Source organism: Paraburkholderia sacchari, assembly GCF_000785435.2.
GTDB classification, from domain to species: domain Bacteria; phylum Pseudomonadota; class Gammaproteobacteria; order Burkholderiales; family Burkholderiaceae; genus Paraburkholderia; species Paraburkholderia sacchari.
This window is the reverse complement of record NZ_JTDB02000007.1, coordinates 250,213-272,565: the sequence shown is the minus strand read 5'-3', so window position 1 is coordinate 272,565 and position 22,353 is coordinate 250,213. Positions and strand designations below refer to the sequence as shown.

The window sequence follows — 22,353 nt, the reverse complement described above, 5'->3', positions numbered from 1 at the left end:
CGCGCTTCGCGCAGAGTGAACCGCGCCTTAGTGCACGACGCGTTCGAACACGAATTTGCCGTCTTCGACGTCGACCGGAATCACATCCTTCGGCCCGAACCTGCCCGCGAGGATCAGCTTGGCGACCGGATTTTCGATCTCCTGCTGGATCGCGCGCTTGAGCGGACGTGCGCCGAACAACGGATCGTAGCCAACCTCGGCGATCTTGGCGAGCGCCTCGTCCGACACCACCAGCTCCATATCGAGCTTGCTCAAACGCTCTTGCAGGCGCTGCAACTGGATCTTCGCAATCGACTCGATATTCGAGCGGTCGAGCGCATGGAACACCACGACTTCGTCGATCCGGTTCAGGAACTCAGGCCGGAACTGCTGCTTCACTTCGTTCCAGACGGCTTCCTTCACCGCTTCCTGCGGCTCGCCCGTCATCGACTGGATGAGGTGCGAACCAAGGTTCGACGTCATCACGATCACCGTGTTCTTGAAGTCGACGGTGCGTCCCTGGCCATCGGTCATGCGGCCGTCGTCGAGCACCTGCAGCAGCACGTTGAACACGTCCGGATGCGCTTTCTCGACTTCGTCGAGCAGGATCACGCTATACGGCTTGCGGCGCACGGCCTCGGTCAGATAGCCGCCCTCCTCGTAGCCCACGTATCCCGGCGGCGCACCGATCAGACGCGCGACGCTGTGCTTCTCCATGAACTCGCTCATGTCGATGCGGATCAGATGATCCTCCGAGTCGAACAGGAAGCCCGCGAGCGCCTTGCACACCTCGGTCTTGCCCACACCCGTAGGCCCAAGGAACAGGAACGAGCCGTAAGGCTTGTTCGGGTCCGCGAGACCGGCGCGCGAGCGGCGGATCGCATCGGCCACGGCGTTGATCGCCTCGTCCTGGCCCACCACGCGCTCGTGCAGCTTGTCTTCGATCAGCAACAGCTTTTCGCGCTCGCCCTGCATCATGCGCGAGACCGGAATGCCGGTCGAACGCGACACCACCTCGGCGATTTCCTCGGCGCCCACCTGGGTACGCAGGAGTCTGCGGCGTGTCGGGTTGTTCTGCTCGTCGGCCTCGGCCTGCGTGACCTGCTTCAGTTGCGACTCGAGCTGCGGAAGCTTGCCGTACTGCAACTCGGCAACCTTCTCGAGCTTGCCTTCGCGCTGGAACTTCGTGATCTCGGCGCGCACGCGATCGATTTCTTCCTTGATCTGCGCGCTACCCTGCACCGCCGCTTTCTCGGTGGTCCAGATCTCTTCGAGATCCTTATATTCGAGGCTCAGGCGGTCGATCTCTTCTTCGATCAGTTGCAGACGCTTTTGCGACGCTTCGTCCTTTTCCTTCTTGACGGCTTCGCGCTCGATCTTCAGCTGAATGAGACGACGGTCGAGCTTGTCCATCTCTTCGGGCTTCGAATCGATTTCCATCTTGATCTTCGAAGCGGCTTCGTCGATCAGGTCGATGGCCTTGTCCGGCAAGAAGCGATCGGTGATGTAGCGATGCGAGAGCTCCGCCGCCGCGACGATCGCCGGGTCGGTGATTTCCACGCCGTGGTGCAACTCGTACTTCTCCTGCAGACCGCGCAGGATGGCGATGGTCGCCTCGACCGACGGTTCATCGACGAGCACCTTCTGGAAGCGGCGCTCGAGCGCAGCATCCTTTTCGATGTACTTGCGATATTCGTCGAGCGTGGTCGCGCCGATGCAGTGCAGCTCGCCGCGCGAGAGCGCCGGCTTGAGCATGTTGCCCGCATCCATCGCGCCTTCGGCCTTGCCGGCACCCACCATCGTGTGGATTTCATCGATGAAAACGATGGTCTGGCCTTCGTCCTTCGCGATGTCATTGAGCACGGCCTTCAGGCGTTCTTCGAACTCGCCGCGATACTTCGCGCCCGCGAGCAGCGCCGCCATGTCGAGCGAGAGCACGCGCTTGCCCTTGAGCGTCTCCGGCACCTCGCCGTTGACGATGCGCTGCGCGAGGCCTTCGACGATGGCTGTCTTGCCCACGCCCGGCTCGCCGATCAGCACCGGGTTGTTCTTGGTGCGGCGCTGCAGGATCTGGATCGAGCGGCGAATTTCGTCGTCGCGGCCGATCACGGGATCGAGCTTGCCCGAACGCGCGCGCTCGGTCAGGTCGACGGTGTACTTCTTGAGCGCTTCACGCTGGCTTTCGGCGTCCTGGCTATGGACCTGCGCTCCGCCGCGCACCGCGACGATCGCCGCCTCGAGCGCCTTGCGCGTGAGGCCGTTCTTGCGCGCGATCTGGCCCGCGTCGCCCTTGTCCTCGGCGACCGCCAGCAAGAACATCTCGCTCGCAATATAGGTGTCGTTGAGCTTCTGCGCTTCCTTGTCGGCCTGATTCAGCAGACCCGTGAGTTCGCGGCCGACCTGCACGTTGCCGTCGGTGCCCTGCACCTGCGGCAAGCGGTTGATGGCGTCGTTGAGCGCGTTCTGCAATGCCTGAACCTGCACGCCCGCGCGCGACATGAGCGAGCGCGCCGAGCCGTCCTGTTGCGCGACGAGCGCCGCCAGCAGGTGGACTGGTTCGATGTATTGATTGTCGTGGCCGACGGCAAGGCTTTGTGCGTCGGCGAGCGCTTCCTGGAACTTGGTGGTGAGTTTGTCGACTCTCATTTAAAAGAGACCTCCAATTTTTTTAACTGTCACCAAATCTGAGGGGGGTTGCGCCGGTTTCAAGCGGGCATCGCGTAATTTTTTCCGATGCGCCTGTCCGGGGTTGGGCGAACGGCTGCACCGGCCTGCCGCGAAACGGCAGCCCGGCGCGGTATGCCGAAGCACTCTGTGAGGATAGACGCTACGAGGGGAAACTGCGTGCGCGAGCGACGGAGTCGCCACGCTTCGGCCTCAGTGGCCCCGTACACCTCAGTGTTCGCCTGGCGGCGCATGGCGCGTGGCGCGCGCGCGTGGCATCAGGATAACGGGGGCGAGGCCCAGCAAGCCGGTCAGTTCTCCGGCGGGCTGCGCCAGCTCGCCGATGGTATGCCGGTCCAGCTCGGCAAGGAACGCGTCGCGCGCCGCCGCCAGCGCGTGCCTGAGCCGGCATTGCGGCTCAATGACGCAGCTTCGGCGCTCGCCGTGCTCGTCGGGGAAACATCCGACCAGCGCAAAATCGCTCTCGGTCTGCCGCACCACCGCGCCGACGCTCAATTCGAGCGAATTCGACCCGAGCCGCAGGCCGCCGTTGCGGCCACGGATGGTATCGACCCAGCCCAGCTCGCCAAGACGCTGCACCACCTTCATCAGATGATTCTTCGAAATGCCGTAGGCATCCGAGATCTCCTGGATTGTCGAAAGCCCGTCGCGACGCAGCGCGAGATAGAGCATCACGCGCAGCGAATAATCGGTGTAGTCGGTCAGTCTCATGGTGCCAGGCTGTAGATGGGCGCGCGAGCGCGGAAGTCCATACGATAACATGCAAGGTGCATGCACGTTTTTGATCGCCTGGGTATTATGAGCGCTTCGATCAGCACTTCGCAAAATCATTCATTGCGTGGCGGCTCCGCGCCCCGCCCCCGGCTTTCGACATGACGCACTCCGACTCCAGCGCCGCTCCCGCGCGGCACGCCGCCCCCACCGAAGACAACATCCGCGAGCTCGTCTACGCGTTCTACGACCGTGTGCGCGCGGATGCCCTGCTCGGCCCTGTTTTCGAAGGCGTGCTCGCTGGCCGCTGGGACGAGCATCTGCCGAAAATGTGCCGCTTCTGGTCAAGTCTCGTGCTCGGCACGAAGACTTACCGCGGCAATGTGCAGCAGGCGCACGACCCGGTGCCGGGCGTCGAGCCGAAGCATTTTAGCCACTGGCTTTATCTGTTTCTCGACACGGTCCAGGCGCGTTACGAACCCGCCGCAGCCGTGCAGTTCATGGAGCCCGCGCTGCGCATCGCGCAAAGTCTGCAACTGAGCCGCTTCGGCTGGGATTACATGATTCCGCCCGAACAACAGGCCCTGCTCGACTCGATCGCCCCACGCCGCCGTCCGGCGGACCACGGCCACGATCTCCCCGCTCGCCTGGCTGGCGAGCCGTTTCCGGCCAAATTCGTCGGCCGTTCGATGGACGACAATGAGGACGAAGCCGCTCGCTCGCACTGAGCCGCCAACCACGTGTGTGCAGGACGCTCTAGGCTGTTAGTTGCACAATCGGCTTCAGTAGTGTTCGGGCCATAGTTCCGATATCTCAGGAATAATGGCGACTGGCAGCGCATTGGCGGCCATCATTCCGCAATGCTGGAACTATTTCGCGATCGACGGCGCGCTCAGTCTTCCTTCGCCGCATTCGTCGACGTCACGCCCCAGCGCGCAAGCGCCGCATCATCGCTCTCGCGCGCATCGACCCAGCGAGCGCCTTCCCCGGTCTCTTCCTTCTTCCAGAAAGGCGCTTCGGATTTCAGGTAGTCCATCACGAACTCGCACGACGCGAACGCATCGCCGCGATGCTTCGAGGTCGTCGCCACCAGCACGATCTGATCGAGCGGCGCGAGCCTCCCCACCCGATGGATGATCAGCACTTCGATGCCGGGCCAGCGCCGCTGCGCCTCGGCGACGATGCCCTCCAGCGCCTTCTCGGTCATGCCCGGATAGTGCTCGAGCTCCATGCCCGCGACCGTACTGCCGTCATTGATGTCGCGCACGGTCCCGACGAAGCACGCCACCGCGCCAATCGCCGGGTTGCTCGCACGCAGTTGCGCAACTTCGGTCGTCAGGTCGAAATCGCCGGTCTGAACACGTACTGGCATGGCTGCCCTCCTCGTCGCCCTTGGTGGTCCTGGTGAATCAACCGCCCGTGACCGGCGGGAAAAACGCCACTTCACAGCCGTCGGTGATACGCGTGGCCGCATCGGTCATGACATGGTTGCAGGCCATGCGCAGCGCACGCCCCTCCGCCAGCGTTTCCGCCCAGACGCCACCGCGCGCGCGCAGCCAGCCGCGCACGTCGCCGACCGTAACGATGCCCTCGGGCAGCGTGACCGACTCGTCGGCCACGCCCAGCGCCTCGCGCACGCTCGCAAAAAATTTCAACTGGATCTTCATCGGATGATGCTCAACTCAATACAACAATTCGGTGAAAGGGATGAAACGCACGGTCTCGCCCGCGCTGATCGCATGATTGGGCGGATTATCGATGAGGCCGTCGCCCCATACGGTCGAGGTCAGCACCGCCGAGCTCTGATTCGCGAACAGGTCGAGGCCGCCCGCCGGGTTCACGCGCGCGCGCAGGAATTCGTTACGGCGATCTGCCTTGGCCTGCGTGAAATCGGCGCGCAGCGAAAGCGCGCGCGGACTCACGTGCGTCGCGCCGGAAAGGCGCAGCAGGAACGGCCGCACGAACAGCAGGAAGGTGACGAAGCTCGACACCGGGTTGCCCGGCAGACCGATGAAGAACGCCTCATCGGCGGCAGCCTGCACGCCGCCCTGCGGCCGGCGCACCGCGCCGAACGCCAGCGGCTTGCCCGGCTTCATCGCGATCTGCCACATGTTGATGTGCCCTTCGGCCTCCACCGCCGGTCTCACGTGGTCTTCCTCGCCCACGGAAACGCCGCCCGAGGTCAGGATCAGGTCATGCTTCGCGGCGGCCTCGCGCAGCGTCGCGCGGGTGACGTCGAGCCGGTCCGGCACGATGCCGTAGTCAGTGACTTCGCAGCCGAGGTTGCGCAACAGGCCCGTCAGGGTGAAGCGGTTCGAGTTGTAGATCGCGCCCGGCCTGAGCGGCTCGCCCGGCATGGTCAACTCGTCGCCGGTGAAGAACACCGCAACTTTCACGCGGCGCGCGACCGTGAGCGTCGCGCAGCCCACCGACGCCGCCAGCCCGAGCGCCGCCGGCGTGAGCCGCGTGCCCGCGGGCAGGATCACCGACCCCTTCTTGATATCGGCGCCCTGAGCGGTGATCCACTCGCCGGCCTTCGGCGCATGCAGGATCGTCACTTCGCCGCCGGCCGTTTCGGTCTGCTCCTGCATCACCACGGCATCGGCGCCCGGAGGCACCGTCGCGCCCGTAAAAATTCGCGCCGCCGTGCCCGCCGCGAGCGGCTGCGGCGCATGTCCGGCGGGCACGCGCTGCGAAACCGGCAGGCGGCGGCTACCCTGCGCGAGATCGGCCACGCGCACCGCGTAACCGTCCATCGCGCTCGTGTGCATCGGCGGCACGTCGAGCGGCGAGACGACCTCGACCGCCAGCACGCGATTGAGCGCGTCGAAGGTCGACAGCGTCTCGGTGGCGCTGCCGGGCGCGGCATCGGTCAGGGGCCTGGCGGCGGCCAGCAAGGTGGCGAGCGCGTCGGCGGTCGAGAGCATCGGCGCGCGCGGCGCGGCGGCAGCGGAGGATGGCGATTGAGGCGTGGACATTGGCGGGAATGTTGGGCTTGACTGGACGCCGCGTGCGGCGTCTTCGACAGAAGTGGTCTGTCGATATTGTAGCGGCGAGGACGCGGCGTTGCGCCGCTACGCTTTATGCCACGGATTTTCAGCACCCTGGCCGCGAGCGCGACCAGGGTTCACCGGCCACTCAGCAGGCCATCAAAGCCCCGTATGAGCGGCGATGTAGTCCTTCACGCGCTGGGCATCGGCCGGCATGACTTCGAAGCGCTGCGGCAGCGCCTCCAGGCCTTCGAACGCCGCCGGGCGCTCGGCCTCGCGATCGAGCGCCTCGCGAATCGTCTCGCCGAACTTCACCGGCTGCGCGGTTTCGAGCACGATCATCGGCACGCCCGGCTGCAAGTGCTCGCGCGCGACCTTCACGCCGTCCGCGGTGTGCGTGTCGATCATGGTCTGATAGCGCGCGTACACGTCGCGGATCGTGGCGATGCGGTCGTCGTGGCTGCTGCGCCCCGACACGAAGCCGAATTGCTGCACGCGCACGAAATCGCCGCTGGCCGCGAGATCGAAACCACCCTTTTCCTCGACATCGCGGAACAGTTGCGTCACGCGCGCCGGATCGCGGCCGAGCAGGTCGTAGACGAAGCGCTCGAAGTTCGACGCCTTCGAGATGTCCATGCTCGGGCTGGTCGTGTGATACGTTTCGGCCGAGCCGCGCACGCGGTAGATGCCCGTGCGGAAGAATTCGTCGAGCACGTCGTTCTCGTTGGTGGCGACCACGAGCTTCTCGATCGGCAGGCCCATCATGCGCGCGATATGGCCTGCGCAGACGTTGCCGAAGTTGCCCGAGGGCACCGTGAACGAGACGCGCTCGTCGTTGCTCTTCGTGGCCGCGAAGTAGCCTGCGAAGTAGTAGACGACCTGGGCCACGACGCGCGCCCAGTTGATCGAATTGACCGTGCCGATCTTCTGCTGCGCCTTGTACGAGTGGTCGTTCGAGACGGCCTTGACGATGTCCTGGCAGTCGTCGAACACGCCTTCCACCGCGATATTGAAGATGTTCGGGTCCTGCAGGCTGAACATCTGCGCGGTCTGGAACGCGCTCATCTTCTTGTGCGGTGAGAGCATGAACACGCGCACGCCCTTCTTGCCGCGCATCGCATATTCAGCGGCGCTGCCGGTGTCGCCGGAAGTCGCGCCGAGAATGTTCAGCTGCTGCCCCGCCTTCGCGAGCGCGTACTCGAACAGGTTGCCGAGCAGCTGCATCGCCATGTCCTTGAACGCGAGCGTCGGGCCGTTCGAGAGTTCGAGCAGCGAGAGCTGCGCGCCGTTTTCCTCGCCGAGCGTGGTGAGCGGCGTGATCTTGCTCGCGTCCTCGCCATGGCGCACGTTGCAGTACGTGGCGGCGGTATAGGTGCGGCGCGTCAGGTCGCGCAGGTCCTCGGCGGGAATGTCGTCGCTGAACTTCGAGAGGACCTCGAACGCGAGGTCCGCGTACGAGAGGCCGCGCCAGCGCGCGAGTTCTTCCTTGCTAATCCGCGGGTATTCAGCCGGCAGATACAGGCCGCCGTCGCGCGCGAGGCCGCCCAGCAGGATGTCGGAAAACGAGTGATGCTCGCCGGCACCCGCGCCGCGCGTCGATACGTAGTTCATTGCCTTTGCCTTATTCAGCGCTTCAGTTCAGTCCTTCCATGCGCAGCTTCGTCACCGACGACTTCACGGTCGCCAGCTTCTCCACCTGCGCAATCGCCGCGTTGACGCGCTTCTCGACCGTCTCATGCGTGATCAGGATGATGTCGGTTTCCGCCTTGCCCTGTGCGTCGACCTGCTCCGATTCCTTCTGCAGCAGCGCGTCGATCGAAATGCCGCTGTCCGCAAGGATGCGCGTGATGTCGGCCATCACGCCGGTCTGGTCGGCCACGCGCAAACGCAGGTAGTAGCCGCTCGTGACTTCGTCGATCGGCAGGATCGGCGTGTTCGAGAGGCTGTCCGGCTGGAACGCCAGATGCGGCACGCGGTGCTCGGGGTCGGCCGTATGCAGGCGCGTGACATCGACGAGATCCGCTACCACGGCCGAGGCCGTCGGCTCCGAGCCCGCGCCCTTGCCGTAGTAGAGCGTCGTGCCCACGGCGTCGCCGTGCACGACCACCGCGTTCATCGCGCCTTCCACGTTTGCGAGCAGGCGCTTGGCCGGGATCAGCGTGGGGTGCGTGCGCAGCTCGATGCCCTTCTCCGTGCGGCGCGCGATGCCGAGCAGCTTGATGCGGTAGCCGAGTTCTTCCGCGTACTTGATGTCGATGGCGTCGAGCTTGCTGATGCCTTCCACGTAAGCCTTGTCGAACTGCACGGGCACGCCGAACGCGATCGCGCTCATGATCGTGGCCTTGTGCGCGGCGTCCACACCTTCGATGTCGAAGGTCGGATCGGCTTCGGCGTAGCCCAGCTCCTGCGCGGCCTTCAGCGCGGTCGCGAAGTCGAGGCCGCGCTCGCGCATTTCCGAGAGGATGTAGTTCGTGGTGCCGTTGATGATGCCCGCGATGTACTCGATGCGGTTGGCCGTGAGGCCTTCGCGCAGCGCCTTGATGATGGGAATGCCGCCCGCGACCGCCGCCTCGAACGCGACCATCACGCCCTTGGCGCTCGCCGCTTCGAAGATCTCGGTGCCATGGACCGCCAGCAGGGCCTTGTTCGCGGTGACCACGTGCTTGCCGTTGGCGATGGCGCGCAGCACGAGGTCCTTCGCAACGCCCGTGCCGCCGATCATTTCAGCGATGATCGAAATCGACGGGTCGTCGACGACCGCGTTGAAGTCGCTCGTGAGTTCGACCGTGCCGGCTTCGGCGCCGAGCGCCGCCGTGGCCTTGGCCGGGTTGCGCACGGCGATGCGCGCAACCTCGATGCCGCGGCCCGCGCGGCGTTTGATTTCTTCCTGGTTGCGGCGCAGTACCGTGAAGGTGCCGCTGCCCACCGTGCCGAAGCCCAAGAGACCTACTTTGATCGGTTCCATGCAGCGTGTGTTCGTCTAAGTGTTTAAAAGGAAAAGCGGTTGCGCCGCGCCGGAACATCGGCCGCGCGGCGCGCGTGGTGAATATGCCGGACGCGGCTCAGGTGCCGTGCCTCTGCCGATAGTTGTCGAGGAAACGCGCGATGCGGTTGATCGAATCGGTCAGGTCGTCGACGTTCGGCAGAAACACCACGCGGAAGTGGTCAGGCTGCTTCCAGTTGAAGCCCGTGCCCTGCACCAGCAAGACGCGCTCCGCGAGCAGCAGATCGAGAATGAACTGCTGGTCGTCCTCGATCGGATAAAGCTTCGGGTCGAGGCGCGGGAACATGTAGAGCGCCGCCTCGGGCTTCACGCAGGTCACGCCTGGAATGGCCGTGAGCATGTTGTAGGCGAGTTCGCGCTGGCGATACAGGCGCCCGCCCGGCTGGATCAGCTCGTTGATGCTCTGGTAGCCGCCCAGCGCCGTCTGGATCGCGTACTGGCCGGGCACGTTCGCGCACAGGCGCATCGAGGCCAGAATGCCCAGGCCCTCGGTATAGTCCTTCGAGCGGCGGCGGTTCTCGGCCGTCATGCCCGAGAGGAACATCCAGCCCGCGCGGTAACCGCACGCGCGATAGCTCTTCGACAGGCTGTTCAGCGTGACCGTGATGACGTCTTCGGACAGCGAGCCGAGCGCCGTGTGGCTCTTGCCGTCGTAGATGATCTTGTCGTAGACCTCGTCGGCGAAAATGATCAGGCCGTGCTCGCGCGCGATGGCCACGAGGCCGCGCAGCAGTTCGTCCGAGTACAGCGCGCCCGTGGGGTTGTTCGGGTTGATGACCACCAGCGCGCGCGTGTTCGGCGTGATCTTCGCGCGGATGTCGTCCAGATCCGGCATCCAGGCGTTCGACTCGTCGCAGATGTAATGCACGGGCGTGCCGCCCGACAGGCTCACCGCCGCCGTCCAGAGCGGGTAGTCGGGCGCCGGCAGCAGCACTTCGTCCTCGTCGTTCAGAAGCGCCTGCATCGCCATCACGATCAGCTCGGACGCGCCGTTGCCGATGTAGATGTCGTCGAGCTCGACGCCCTTCACGCCCTTTTGCTGCGCGTAATGCATGATCGCCTTGCGCGCGGCGAATACGCCCTTCGAGTCCGAATACCCCGAGGAGCCCGGCAGGTTCAGGATCATGTCCTGAATGACCTCGTCGGGCGCATCGAAACCGAACGGCGCGAGATTGCCGATATTCAGCTTGATGATGCGGTGGCCTTCTTCTTCGAGGCGCTTGGCATGCTCGAGCACCGGCCCCCGGATGTCGTAGCAAACGTTCTGCAGCTTGTTGGATTTGAGGATCGGTTTCACGGCGGGCGGTTGGTCCAAAAGCGTTTGATGTTTTCGGGGGCAGTCTGAAAAGCTGGATCGGGCTGCGACGGGGTTGATCGGCATAGACGACGCGCGGGGCTGCGGACCGCAAAGGGGGCGGCACACAATGCACGAATCATGGATTGTACGGTCTGGCAGCCAGCCTGCAGCTTGTGACTGCGTTCGCCCTTCGATGGATGATGACCCGGGCCGATGGGCTGATGCGGATGGCACAAGGCGCACTAACGGCGCACAACGGCGCACTAAAGGCGCACGCCATGCGCACACGGAAGGTCCACTGCCGGGGCCGGCGCTGGTCGCACCTTCGGCGCGCCTCTGAGCACGCCATCGGACCCTTTTGAGCAAGGCCCGTCGTCGCAGCCGCTAAAAAGTTATAATTTAGCGGATTTTGGCCGACTTCCGCAATGCGCACCAAGCCGCGCGCCTTTCGAACCGAGACCTTCCGGAACCGAAGTTTTGAAACTACACCAGGACTCCAGCGGCGCCCTGAACACCGTCACCGGTTACGGCGCCGATTACGTCGAAATCAATCTCGAACGCCATACCGGCAGCGTCATCGTGATGCCCGAGACGCCCGTCATGCCTTGGCCGGTCAGTGCGTTCGATGCCTTGAGCCCCGAACTTTTCGAAATGCTGCTGCCGCTCGCCCCCGAGGTCGTGGTGTTCGGCAGCGGCGACCGGCTGCGCTTTCCCCATCCGCGCCTGACTGCCGCGCTTGGCGCGAAGCGCATCGGTGTGGAGGCCATGGACTTCAAGGCCGCCTGCCGCACTTACAACATCCTGATGGCCGAAGGCCGGCGCGTGGCCGCCGCGCTCCTGATCGAATCCTGATTCAATCCTGACCGAAAGCAGGCGGTTTCGCAGCGCCTTAAGCCCGCCTTCAGGTAAGCCGGGCGCGCCGTAGTACACTTGCGCGCCGCGCGGGCGCTGCACGCCCGCCATGAGATCACGGGCGCAGCGCCGCCTGACCGACTGCAACATCAACAAGAACAGGCTGGAACCCATGAACGATACGCCCTCGCGGCTGCCGCTCAATCGCAGCGCAATCCTGCTCCTGATCGTCGCCCTCGCCGTCATCTGGTTCGTGCCGCTTGGCTGGCGCCATCTGGTGCCGAGCGACGAAGGCCGCTACGCCGAAATGGCGCGCGAAATGCTCGCTAGCGGCGACTGGATCACCCCGCGCTACAACGACTACAAGTATTTCGAGAAGCCGCCGCTGCAAACCTGGATGAATGCACTCACGTTCGCGTGGTTCGGCATCGGCGAATGGCAGGCGCGCCTCTACACGGCGCTCACGGGCTTCGCGGGCGTGCTGCTCATCGGCTTCACCGGCGCACGCGTCTTTAACGCCGCCACGGGCTTCTTCGCCGCGCTCGTGCTCGCTTGCGCACCGTACTGGAACCTGATGGGCCACTTCGACACGCTCGACATGGCCCTGTCGTTCTGGATGGAACTGACGCTTTGCGCGCTGTTGCTCGCCCAGCGCCCGAACCTGCCCACGCGCGCGGCGCGCCTGTGGATGTGGGTCTGCTGGGGGGCGATGGCGCTCGCGGTACTCTCGAAGGGCCTGATCGGCCTGATTCTGCCGGGCGCGGTGCTGGTGCTCTACACCGTGATCGCGCGCGACTGGGCGCTCTGGAAGCGCCTCTACCTCGTGAGCGGGCTGATCGTGTTCTTCGCGATCGTCTCGCCCTGGTTCGTGCTGGTGCAGCAGCGCAATCCCGAGTTCTTCAACTTCTTCTTCATCGTCCAGCAGTTCCAGCGCTATCTCACGCCCGCGCAGAACCGGCCCGGCCCGTTGTATTACTTTGTACCCGTGATGCTAGTGGGCTTCCTGCCGTGGCTCTCGGTGAGCGTGCAAAGCGTGCGCCACGCACTGCGCGCGCCGAAGCAGCCCAACGGCTTCGCCCCCGTCACGCTGATGCTGGTCTGGAGCGTGTTCATCTTCCTGTTCTTCAGCGCCTCGCACTCGAAGCTGCTGTCGTACACGCTGCCGATCGCGCCGCCGCTCGCGCTCGTCATCGGCCTGTATCTGCCGCTCATGACGCGCCCGCAGTGGAACCGCCATCTGGCGGGTTACGCGATGCTCGCCGTCGCGCTGATGGCCGGTTCCTTCGTGCTTACGCGCATCGGCGACTCGCGCAATCCGAACGCGCTCTATCGCGAGTTCCAGGTCTGGGTGTTCGCGGCCGCCGCGGTCGCCTTCATCGCCACCATGATCGGGCTGCGCCTGAACCGCGCGAAACGCACGCCCGAGACGGGCGCCAGCGCGCCGGCCGTGGCGCTCGGCGCCGCCTGGCTGCTGCTCGCGACCATCGCAGGCACCGGGCACGACGTGTTCGGCACGCTCAGCTCGGGCGCGCCGCTCGCGCCCGCGGTGCGCGCAGCCATCGCGAAACTGCCGCCGGACACGCCGTTCTACTCGGTGGGCGTGCTCGACCACACGATGCCCTTCTACGTGCGCCACCCGATGACGATGGTGCAAGTCACCGACGAACTGGCCTTCGGCATCTCCGAGGAGCCGCAAAAATGGGTGCCGACCATCGCGGAATGGGAGCAGCGCTGGAAAAGCGAGCGCTATGCGCTCGCGCTGCTGCCATCGGACCGCTACAACGAGCTGGCCGCCCAAGGTTTCCCGATGCAGGTGATCGCGCGCGACTCGCGCCGCGTGATCGTCGAGAAGCCGCAACCCTGATGCTTCCCCCTCTTGCGGCGGCCATGCCGCGCGCATAGGCGATAATGCTGGGCGCCGCCGCTGCGTGGAGCGTGGCGGCTGCGAATGACCGCTGCGAATTTCCGCTGCGAATGGCGGTTGTGAAGGCAGCCGCCCGCAGCCGCCGCCGTGGCGAACCCGTCCGCACGCCGGCCACTGCGCCGCCAGGGCAATCGGAGCGGGCCCGCCAGCCACGCGCCCACGGCAAATTCGCCCTAATTCACTTCGCGCCTCTATCAGGCCCCTATTAGCCATCCAACACGATGAATCCGATTTCCCTCATCTGCATCCTCGCCGGCGTCAGCCTGAATGCCTGTGCGCAACTGTTGCTGAAAGCCGGTGTCAATGCCGTTGGACACTTCGAATTCACCCGTGCGAACATCCTGCCCATTGGCTGGAAGCTGGCAACGCAACTGCCGATCATCGGCGGGCTCACTTGCTACGTGTTCAGCGTGGTCGTGTGGATCGTGGGACTCTCGCGCGTGGACGTCTCGATCGCCTATCCGATGCTCTCGCTCGGCTACGTGGTCAACGCGTTCGCAGCGTGGTATCTGTTCGGCGAGGTGCTGAGCGTGCAGCGCCTCGTTGGCATCGGCATCATCCTGATCGGCGTGTTCGTGCTCGCGCGCAGCTAATGACGCAGCGCACCGAAGCACGCCCGGGCACGCATCGAGGCGCCACTGTGCGTCTCTGGCATTCTTGCACCGCAGCCGAATTCCGATTTTTTCTGACGTTCTCACGAGCAAAGCACTCATGACCCAGTCAACCGCGCAGTCTTCCGTTCCGTTCCTGCCGTTCGTCAAGCCCGAAATCGACGAAGAAACCATCGCGGGCGTCGCCGACGTGCTGCGCTCGGGCTGGATTACGACCGGTCCGCAGAACCAGGCGTTCGAGGCCGCGCTCTCCGAGTACTGCGGCGGCCGCCCCGTGCGCACCTTCAACTCCGGCACCGCGACGCTCGAAATCGGCCTGCGCATTGCGGGCGTGGGCCCCGGCGACGAGGTCATCACCACGCCCGCCTCGTGGGTCGCAACCAGCAACGTGGTCTACGAAGTGGGCGCGACGCCGGTGTTCGCCGATATCGACCCCGTCACGCGCAACATCGACCTCGACAAGCTCGAAGCCGCCATCACGCCGCGCACGAAGGCGATCATCCCCGTCTATCTCGCCGGCCTGCCCGTCGACATGGACCGCCTCTACGCCATCGCCCGCCAGCACAAGCTGCGCGTGATCGAAGACGCGGCGCAGGCGTTCGGCTCGACGTGGGACGGCAAGCGCATCGGCGCGATCGGCGACATCGTCTCGTTCAGTTTCCACGCCAACAAGAACCTCACGTCGATCGAAGGCGGCGCGCTCGTGCTCAACAACGCGGACGAAGCCGAACTCGCCCGCAAGTACCGTCTGCAGGGCATCACGCGCACGGGCTTCGACGGCATGGACTGCGACGTGCTCGGCGGCAAGTACAATCTCACGGACGTGGCGGCACGCGTGGGCCTCGGCCAGCTCAAGCACATCCAGCGTTTCACCGAGCAGCGCCGCAAGCTCGCGCATGCCTATTTCACGGGCTTCGAGGGCAGCGCTGCCGTTAAGCTCGGCGTGGGCCTGCCGGTTGCGGACTTCACCAACAGCAACTGGCACATGTTCCAGATCACGCTGCCGCTCGAGAAGCTCACGCTCGACCGCGCGGGCTTCATGAAGCAGCTTCAGGAGCGCGGCATCGGCTCGGGCGTGCACTACCCGGCCATTCATCTGTTCACGCTCTATCGCGAGCGCGGCTTCCGTGCGGGCATGTTCCCGCACGCCGAGCGGTTCGGCGCGACCACGGTCACGCTGCCGCTCTTCACGCAGATGAGCGTCGCCGACGTGGCGCGGGTATGCCGCGCCGTCGACGACATCTGCACGCAGTACGCAGTCGGCGCCGCCGCCTGACCCGGCGCTTTACACGGGATTCAGGCACGCGGGTGCAGCAACCCAGGGGGACGCACCTGCTTGAGAGCGGCAATTTCGACGCCAATTACATGCATCACCAGAACGGAAAAGACGCACTCATGACTCAAACGGAACAACGCACCTTGACCCCGGAGTCGCCGGAAGTCTCGGTCATCATTCCGGTCTACAACGAGGAAGCGGGGCTCGCCGCGCTGTTCGCGCGCCTGTACCCGGCGCTCGACGCCCTCCGCACCTCGTACGAAATCATTTTCATCAACGACGGCAGCCGCGACCGCTCGGCCGCGATGCTCGCCGAGCAGTTCCGCGCCCGGCCCGACACCACGCGCGCGATCCTGCTCAACGGCAACTACGGCCAGCACATGGCGATTCTCGCGGGCTTCGAGCAGGCGCGCGGCGAAATCGTCATCACGCTCGACGCCGACCTGCAGAACCCGCCCGAGGAAATCGGCAAGCTCGTCGAGAAGATGCGCGAAGGCTACGACTACGTGGGCACCATCCGCATGCAGCGCCAGGACAGCCTGTGGCGCCGCAAGGCCTCGCAGATGATGAACCGCCTGCGCGAACGCATCACGCGCATCAAGATGACCGACCAGGGCTGCATGCTGCGCGCCTACAACCGTCACATCATCGACACGATCAACCGCTGCGGCGAGATCAACACCTTCATTCCCGCGCTCGCCTATACGTTCGCGCAGAACCCGGTGGAAGTCGATGTCGCGCACGAAGAACGCTTCGCGGGCGAATCGAAGTATTCGCTCTATAGCCTGATCCGCCTGAACTTCGACCTCGTGACCGGCTTCTCGGTAGTGCCGCTGCAGTGGCTCTCGTTCATCGGCGTGATTCTCTCGCTCGGCTCCGCGGGCCTCTTCATCTTGCTGCTGATTCGCCGCTTTATTCTCGGCGCGGAAGTGCAAGGCGTGTTCACACTGTTCGCCATCACGTTTTTCCTGCTCGGCGTGATCATCTTCGCGCTCGGCCTGCTCGGCGAATACATCGGCCGCATCTATCAGCAAGTGCGTGCGCGTCCGCGCTATCTCGTGCAGACGATCCTCGAAGAACGCAACGGCCGCGAAGTGGTGGGCGCGCCTCGCCAGGACGTCGTGCAGGGCGTGCAGGCGTCGCTCAATGTCGGCACCGGACCCGCCGCAAATCAGGACGCAAACCCTGGCACACAGCGAGGAGCCCAGTCATGAAGCCGCGCGCCGTCGTTTTCGCGTATCACAATGTGGGCGTGCGCTGCCTGCAGGTGCTGCTCGCGCGCGGCGTGGACGTCGCGCTCGTCGTCACTCACGAGGACAGCCCGACCGAAAACATCTGGTTCGGCAGCGTGAAGTCGGTGGCCGAGGAGCATGGCATCGACGTCATCACGCCCGCCGATCCGAAAAGCCACGAGCTGCGCGCAGCCGTTGCCGCCGCGCGGCCCGACTTCATCTTCTCGTTTTACTACCGGCACATGCTGCCGGTGGACCTGCTCGCGATCGCCGGGCGCGGTGCCTACAACATGCACGGCTCGCTGCTGCCGAAGTATCGCGGCCGCGTGCCCACGAACTGGGCCGTGCTCAAGGGCGAGACCGAGACCGGCGCGACGCTGCACGAGATGGCCGCCAAGCCCGATGCGGGCGCAATCATCGCGCAGACCCCTGTGCCGATCCTGCCCGACGACACCGCCGCGATGGTGTTCGACAAGGTGACGGTGGCCGCCGAGCAGACGCTCTGGCGTGTGCTGCCCGCGCTGATCGCGGGCGAGGCGCCGCATCTGCCGAACGATCTCTCGCATGGCAGCTACTACGGCGGGCGCAAGCCCGAAGACGGCCGCATCGATTTCACGCAGCGCGCCCAGGACGTCTACAACCTGATCCGCGCGGTCGCGCCGCCCTATCCCGGCGCGTTCGCCGACGTCGGCAGCGAGCGCTTCGTGATCTGCCGTGCGCGCCTCGTGCGGCCCGGCGCAGCGACGCCCGGCATATCGGGCCAATTGCCCCCGGGTATCCACGTAAGCGATAATGCGCTTTTCGCCGTCTGCGGCGACGGCCGCGCCATCGCGATCCACGAACTGCGGCGCCAGCACAATGGTCAAGAGACCATCGTTACCCCCGCCGCGTTCTCCGAACTCACTTCATCTGTCCCCCGTCCATGAAAAAAGTCCTGATCCTGGGTGTGAACGGCTTTATCGGCCATCACCTCTCCAAGCGCATCCTCGAAACCACGAACTGGGAAGTGTTCGGGATGGACATGCAGACGGACCGCCTCGGCGATCTCGTCAAGCATGAGCGGATGCACTTCTTCGAAGGCGACATCACGATCAACAAGGAGTGGGTCGAGTATCACGTCAAGAAGTGCGACGTGATACTGCCGCTGGTGGCGATCGCCACGCCCGCGACCTACGTGCAGCAGCCGCTGCGCGTGTTCGAACTCGACTTCGAGGCGAACCTGCCGATCGTGCGTTCGGCGGTGAAGTACCGCAAGCATCTGGTCTTCCCGTCGACCTCCGAGGTCTATGGCATGTGCTCGGACGAGCAGTTCGACCCGGACGCATCCGCTCTCACCTACGGCCCGATCAACAAGCCGCGCTGGATCTACGCGTGCTCCAAGCAGCTCATGGACCGCGTGATCTGGGGCTACGGCATGGAAGGCCTGAACTTCACGCTATTCCGTCCGTTCAACTGGATCGGACCGGGCCTCGACTCGATCTACACGCCGAAGGAAGGTTCGTCGCGCGTCGTCACGCAGTTCCTCGGCCATATCGTGCGCGGCGAGAACATCAGCCTCGTCGACGGCGGCGCACAAAAGCGCGCGTTCACCGACATCGACGACGGCATCGAAGCGCTCATGAAGATCATCGAGAACAAGGGCGGCGTCGCCACGGGCAAGATCTACAACATCGGCAACCCGACCAACAACTTCTCGGTGCGCGAACTCGCGCACAAGATGCTGGCGCTCGCTGCCGAGTTCCCCGAGTACGCCGACTCCGCAAAGAAGGTCCAGCTCGTCGAAACGTCGTCGGGCGCGTACTACGGCGCGGGCTATCAGGACGTGCAGAACCGCGTGCCGAAGATCGAGAACACGATGCAGGAACTCGGCTGGGCGCCGACGTCGACCTTCGACGAAGCGCTGCGCAAGATCTTCGAAGCGTACCGCGGCCACGTGGCCGAAGCACGCGCGCTGGTCGAGCAGCAATAAGCGAAGGACCCGCTCCTTGGCCCGCATCGTCCTGAAAATCGACGTCGACACGCTGCGCGGCACGCGCGAAGGCGTGCCGAATCTCGCCCGCATCTTCGATCGCTACAAGGCGCGCGCAACGTTCCTCTTCAGTCTCGGCCCGGACCACACGGGCTGGGCGCTGCGCCGCGTGTTCCGGCCGGGCTTTCTCAAGAAAGTCTCGCGCACGTCCGTGGTCGAGCACTACGGCGTCAAGCAACTGATGTACGGCGTGCTGCTGCCCGGCCCCGACATCGGCGTGCGCGCGGCTGCCGAGATGCGCGCGATCCACGAAGCCGGCTTCGAATGCGGCATTCACACGTGGGATCACGTCTACTGGCAGGACAACGTGCGCAGCCGCGAACCCGCCTGGACCGCGCGCGAGATGAACAAGAGCCACGAGCGCTTCACGCGGATCTTCGGCATCGCGCCCGTCACGCACGGCGCCGCCGGCTGGCAGATGAACGAGGCCGCGTTCGAGCAGATCGACACGTGGGGCATGAAGTACGCCTCGGACGGACGCGGGCATTCGCCCTATCGCCCCGTGGTGCGCGGGCGCACGCTCAACCACGTGCAGATGCCCACGACGCTGCCCACGCTTGACGAAGTGCTGGGCGTGGACGGCGTGGACATCGACAACGTCGCTGCGTGGCTGCTCAAGCGTACCGAGCGCAATCCGCATGACCAGGTGTTCACGCTGCATGCCGAGCTCGAAGGCCAGAAGCTCGCACCGGTGTTCGAGCAGCTGCTTGCCGGCTGGCGCGCGCAAGGCCATACCTTTGCCACGATGGGCGACTACCATGCGGCGCTGGACCCGGCTTCGCTGCCATCGTACCCTGTCACCTGGGGCGAGATCACCGGCCGCTCGGGCCAGTTGATCGTCCAGCCCGACTGAAATCCGCAGCAAGGCGATGCCGCGGCGCAGCGTGCACGAGACTGCGCCGCAGCGCCGATTCACGCGAATCGCGCCGCCCGTGCCAGCCCATAACAACAGGAGAGCCACGTGCCTGACGTGACCATCGCAGTCGACCAACCCGTTCCCGATTTCACCGCGCCCGCCACCGGCGGCGACTTCACGCTTTCGAGCCTCAAGGGCAACAAGGTCGTGCTGTACTTCTACCCGAAAGACAACACGCCAGGCTGCACGCGCGAAGGCATGGAGTTCCGCGACCTCTATCCGAAGTTCAAGAAGGCGGGCGCCACGATCGTGGGCGTCTCGCGCGACAGCGTGCGCTCGCACGAGAACTTCAAGACCAAGCTCGAATTGCCGTTTACTTTGGTATCGGATGGCGACGAAGCGCTCTGCTCGCTCTTCAACGTCATCAAAATGAAGAAAATGTATGGCAAAGAAGTGAGAGGAATCGAGCGCTCCACGTTCCTCATCGACGCCAGCGGCGTACTGCGCCAGGAGTGGCGCGGACTCAAGGTGCCGGGCCATGTCGAGGAGGTCCTGGAGGCTGTACAAGCGCTGTGAGGCGCGTTATATTGGGCTGCAATGAGTGCCTGTCCACCCCATTTTTTGTCGCATTTGCCACGCCCGCGCGGTCTTGAGAACGGTCACAGGATGACCGTTCCAGCGCATCCGGGGCAACGCGCCATTAAAGCAGTCAAGCCGCTTGCCTCGTCACCCGGGGCGGCGGCTTTTTTGTTTGTTTCTTTGTTTGCAGTCACTCCCTCCACGTCGCACCGGATTAGCGACCCGGCGCGCGTCAACGTCAAGGAGCCGATCGAAAAACAGGCGAACCGGCATTTTCAGACCTGAGCGCGCACCCGGCGCGGTCACGGCGGGTGCCTTACCCGGCACCCGCACGCCCCGCCAGAAAGCGCACCGTACGCGCACCGTACGGTCAACACCGCGACCACTCGACCCGAATTTTTCGAGGGACACCATGCCTTTGCCTACCCCCCCCAGCAAGCTCGGCAATCTGCTGCCGCCCGATGAGTACAAGGCGCGTGCCCGCACGACCCGCAGCACGCGCAAAGCGGCGAGCGAAAACGACGCCGCCGATGTCGCCGACTATGGCGCGGACAGCGTCGCCGAGCCGATGACACCCGCTGCCAACGCGGCGACCACGCTGCGCACCGTGCCCATGCACACCGCCAGCGCCGAACTCGCAGCGCTCGAACCGGTCGCACCGGCGCCGGTGCGAAAACGCAAGCAGCAAACTGCTGCGCTGCTGCAGCCGGTGCAAGCGCATGCCGAACCGCAAACCGAAACGCCTGCTGCACCTGCGGCACCCATGGCGCGCGGCGGCAAATCGCCTTCGGCCAAAACAGCAGGCGGCGGCACCGCGAGCGCTCCGCGCACGAGCACGAAAAAGCGCCTGCACCCCGAAGAGACCATGGAGGTCCAGAAGCTCTTCGTGCTCGATACGAACGTGCTGATGCACGATCCGACCTGCCTGTTCCGCTTCGAGGAGCATGACGTCTTCCTGCCGATGATGACGCTGGAAGAACTCGACAACCACAAGAAGGGCATGTCGGAAGTGGCGCGCAACGCGCGTCAGGTGAGCCGCACGCTCGATCAGCTCGTCGCCAACGCCGGCCCGATCTCGGAAGGCATCTCGCTCGACCGACTCGGCAGCCGCGAGGCGCTCGGGCGTCTGTACTTCCAGACCACGCTCACGCACATCGATCCGGTCGACGGCCTGCCCGAAGGCAAGGCCGACAACCAGATCCTCGGCGTCGTGCGCGCGCTCCAGCGCGACCGGCCGGACCACCTCGTCGTGCTGGTGTCGAAAGACATCAACATGCGCATCAAGGCGCACGCGCTCGGCCTGCCCGCCGAAGACTACTTCAACGACCAGGTCCTCGAAGACAAGGACCTGCTCTACTCGGGCATCCGTCCGCTGACACAGGACTTCTGGACCAAGCACGCCAAGGGCATGGAGTCGTGGCAGGACACCAAGACCGGCACGACGTACTACCGCGTGACGGGCCCCGAGTGCCTCTCGATGCTCGTGAACGAGTTCGTCTATCTGGAGCCTCAGAACGGCGAACCCGCGTTCCACGCGATCGTGCGCGAGCTCAACGGCAAGACGGCGCTGCTGCAAACGTTGCGCGACTACGGCCACCACAAGAACAACGTGTGGGGCATCACGGCGCGCAACCGCGAGCAGAACTTCGCGCTGAACCTGTTGATGAATCCCGAGATCGACTTCGTCACGCTGCTCGGCCAGGCCGGCACGGGCAAGACGCTCGTCGCGCTCGCGGCGGGACTCGCCCAGGTGCTCGACGACAAGCGCTACAACGAGATCATCGTGACGCGCGCGACGGTGCCGGTGGGCGAAGACATCGGCTTCCTGCCCGGCACCGAAGAGGAAAAGATGCAGCCGTGGATGGGCGCCTTCGACGACAACCTCGAAGTACTCCAGAAGACCGACGACGCCGCCGGCGAATGGGGGCGCGCCGCGACCCAGGAGCTGATCCGCTCACGCCTGAAAGTCAAAAGCATGAACTTCATGCGCGGCCGCACGTTCGTGGACAAGTATCTGATCATCGACGAGGCACAGAACCTGACGCCCAAGCAGATGAAAACGCTCGTCACGCGCGCCGGTCCGGGCACGAAGATCGTGTGTCTGGGCAACATCGCGCAGATCGATACGCCGTACCTGACCGAAGGCAGTTCCGGCCTCACCTACGTGGTCGACCGCTTCAAGGGCTGGGCGCATAGCGGCCACGTGACGCTCGCACGCGGCGAGCGCTCGCGTCTCGCCGATTACGCGTCAGACATTCTGTAAAGCCACGCTTGCCGCGCTTCGCGAAGCGCGGGACGCCACCCGAAGGACCGTATCCGGGCAACCGG

20 protein-coding genes are annotated in these 22,353 nt (G+C 64.9%); 12 read left to right on the top strand and 8 right to left on the bottom strand.

Translation table 11 applies throughout. The annotated features are described in order from the left end of the window. Nucleotides 1-27: 27 nt before the first annotated feature. Nucleotides 28-2,625, bottom strand: a complete 2,598-nt coding sequence (gene clpB / locus NH14_RS23540; protein ID WP_035526203.1) for an ATP-dependent chaperone ClpB — start codon at nucleotides 2,623-2,625, stop codon at nucleotides 28-30. A gap of 249 nt (nucleotides 2,626-2,874) precedes the next feature. Beyond that, entirely contained in the window at nucleotides 2,875-3,375 is a 501-nt protein-coding gene (locus tag NH14_RS23535) for an Rrf2 family transcriptional regulator (RefSeq protein WP_035526201.1), read from the bottom strand. 161 nt (nucleotides 3,376-3,536) lie between these two features. Between NH14_RS23535 and NH14_RS23530 the strand changes: the two genes are divergently transcribed. After that, a complete protein-coding gene (locus NH14_RS23530; RefSeq protein ID WP_035526199.1) occupies nucleotides 3,537-4,103 on the top strand; it encodes a group III truncated hemoglobin in 567 nt (188 codons plus the stop codon). A 164-nt stretch (nucleotides 4,104-4,267) separates the two neighbouring features. Here the strand turns inward: NH14_RS23530 and NH14_RS23525 are convergent, their stop codons facing one another. From NH14_RS23525 to NH14_RS23500, 6 genes are all read right to left on the bottom strand, one after another. Continuing rightward, nucleotides 4,268-4,747: a molybdenum cofactor biosynthesis protein MoaE gene (locus NH14_RS23525; protein ID WP_035526198.1), complete on the bottom strand. Its 480-nt coding sequence runs from the start codon at nucleotides 4,745-4,747 to the stop codon at nucleotides 4,268-4,270. Nucleotides 4,748-4,784: 37 nt separating this feature from the next. Beyond that, nucleotides 4,785-5,042: a molybdopterin converting factor subunit 1 gene (gene moaD / locus NH14_RS23520; protein ID WP_035526196.1), complete on the bottom strand. Its 258-nt coding sequence runs from the start codon at nucleotides 5,040-5,042 to the stop codon at nucleotides 4,785-4,787. A gap of 15 nt (nucleotides 5,043-5,057) precedes the next feature. Further along, nucleotides 5,058-6,302: a molybdopterin molybdotransferase MoeA gene (locus NH14_RS23515; RefSeq protein WP_035526426.1), complete on the bottom strand. Its 1,245-nt coding sequence runs from the start codon at nucleotides 6,300-6,302 to the stop codon at nucleotides 5,058-5,060. Between the two features lie 222 nt (nucleotides 6,303-6,524). After that, complete coding sequence (gene thrC / locus NH14_RS23510) at nucleotides 6,525-7,976, bottom strand: threonine synthase (RefSeq protein WP_035526194.1); 1,452 nt, start codon at nucleotides 7,974-7,976, stop codon at nucleotides 6,525-6,527. A 22-nt stretch (nucleotides 7,977-7,998) separates the two neighbouring features. Beyond that, entirely contained in the window at nucleotides 7,999-9,330 is a 1,332-nt protein-coding gene (locus NH14_RS23505; RefSeq protein WP_035526192.1) for a homoserine dehydrogenase, read from the bottom strand. Between the two features lie 97 nt (nucleotides 9,331-9,427). Further along, nucleotides 9,428-10,666, bottom strand: coding sequence for a pyridoxal phosphate-dependent aminotransferase (locus NH14_RS23500; RefSeq protein WP_167556497.1), 1,239 nt, complete (start codon nucleotides 10,664-10,666; stop codon nucleotides 9,428-9,430). A 477-nt stretch (nucleotides 10,667-11,143) separates the two neighbouring features. On the opposite strand from NH14_RS23500, the gene NH14_RS23495 reads away from it, so the two are divergent. The 11 genes from NH14_RS23495 to NH14_RS23445 all read left to right on the top strand — a co-directional run bounded on the left by NH14_RS23495 (nucleotide 11,144) and on the right by NH14_RS23445 (nucleotide 22,288). Next, a complete protein-coding gene (locus NH14_RS23495) occupies nucleotides 11,144-11,518 on the top strand; it encodes an Mth938-like domain-containing protein (RefSeq protein ID WP_035526186.1) in 375 nt (124 codons plus the stop codon). Nucleotides 11,519-11,690: 172 nt separating this feature from the next. After that, a complete protein-coding gene (locus tag NH14_RS23490; protein WP_035526184.1) occupies nucleotides 11,691-13,382 on the top strand; it encodes a glycosyltransferase family 39 protein in 1,692 nt (563 codons plus the stop codon). Nucleotides 13,383-13,663: 281 nt separating this feature from the next. Further along, the gene (locus tag NH14_RS23485; RefSeq protein ID WP_028219199.1) at nucleotides 13,664-14,035 is read left to right on the top strand and encodes an SMR family transporter; all 372 of its coding nucleotides are present in this window, start codon (nucleotides 13,664-13,666) and stop codon (nucleotides 14,033-14,035) included. Between the two features lie 118 nt (nucleotides 14,036-14,153). Then, the gene (locus NH14_RS23480) at nucleotides 14,154-15,329 is read left to right on the top strand and encodes a DegT/DnrJ/EryC1/StrS family aminotransferase (protein ID WP_035526183.1); all 1,176 of its coding nucleotides are present in this window, start codon (nucleotides 14,154-14,156) and stop codon (nucleotides 15,327-15,329) included. 119 nt (nucleotides 15,330-15,448) lie between these two features. Beyond that, the gene (locus tag NH14_RS23475; protein WP_052148045.1) at nucleotides 15,449-16,543 is read left to right on the top strand and encodes a glycosyltransferase; all 1,095 of its coding nucleotides are present in this window, start codon (nucleotides 15,449-15,451) and stop codon (nucleotides 16,541-16,543) included. Next, nucleotides 16,540-17,487, top strand: coding sequence for a formyltransferase (locus tag NH14_RS23470; protein ID WP_035526181.1), 948 nt, complete (start codon nucleotides 16,540-16,542; stop codon nucleotides 17,485-17,487). The genes NH14_RS23475 and NH14_RS23470 overlap by 4 nt, the downstream gene beginning before the upstream one ends. Continuing rightward, nucleotides 17,484-18,530, top strand: coding sequence for a bifunctional UDP-4-keto-pentose/UDP-xylose synthase (locus NH14_RS23465; RefSeq protein ID WP_052148034.1), 1,047 nt, complete (start codon nucleotides 17,484-17,486; stop codon nucleotides 18,528-18,530). Before NH14_RS23470 ends, NH14_RS23465 begins: the two co-directional genes overlap by 4 nt. Before the next feature lie 16 nt (nucleotides 18,531-18,546). Next, nucleotides 18,547-19,443: a polysaccharide deacetylase family protein gene (locus NH14_RS23460; protein WP_035526179.1), complete on the top strand. Its 897-nt coding sequence runs from the start codon at nucleotides 18,547-18,549 to the stop codon at nucleotides 19,441-19,443. Between the two features lie 117 nt (nucleotides 19,444-19,560). Further along, nucleotides 19,561-20,022 (top strand): peroxiredoxin, encoded by a 462-nt coding sequence (locus tag NH14_RS23455; RefSeq protein WP_035526418.1) that lies wholly within the window; start codon nucleotides 19,561-19,563, stop codon nucleotides 20,020-20,022. A 90-nt stretch (nucleotides 20,023-20,112) separates the two neighbouring features. Continuing rightward, nucleotides 20,113-20,310 (top strand): hypothetical protein, encoded by a 198-nt coding sequence (locus tag NH14_RS23450; RefSeq protein WP_152617135.1) that lies wholly within the window; start codon nucleotides 20,113-20,115, stop codon nucleotides 20,308-20,310. A 127-nt stretch (nucleotides 20,311-20,437) separates the two neighbouring features. Then, complete coding sequence (locus NH14_RS23445; RefSeq protein ID WP_035526177.1) at nucleotides 20,438-22,288, top strand: PhoH family protein; 1,851 nt, start codon at nucleotides 20,438-20,440, stop codon at nucleotides 22,286-22,288. The last annotated feature ends 65 nt before the right edge of the window (nucleotides 22,289-22,353 follow it).